At 73.4% G+C, this 263-nt stretch carries 1 protein-coding gene; it reads left to right on the top strand.

Annotated features, from left to right (window positions below):
* Nucleotides 1–263: FAD binding domain-containing protein (locus ACX9YW_RS23100; protein ID WP_460351073.1), on the top strand; the 263-nt coding region annotated here is incomplete at both ends.

Raw genomic sequence — 263 nt, 5'->3', positions numbered from 1 at the left:
AGGCCCCCGATGATCACCGCCCCCTTCGACTACGAGGCGCCGGCCGGGCTCGACGACGCGGTGCGCATCCTGCGCGAGCACGGCGAGGACGCGAAGCTGCTCGCCGGCGGCCACTCGTTGCTGCCGCTGATGAAGCTGCGCCTCGCGGCGCCGACGTTGCTGGTGGACCTGCGCCTGGTGCCCGGCCTGCGCGGCATCCAGCGCGAGAACGGCAGCTGGCGGATCGGAGCCATGACCCGCCATGCCGACCTGCAGGACGCCCA

Source organism: Pseudoneobacillus rhizolycopersici, from assembly GCF_054786815.1.
This window is presented reverse-complemented; position numbering and strand designations above follow the sequence as displayed.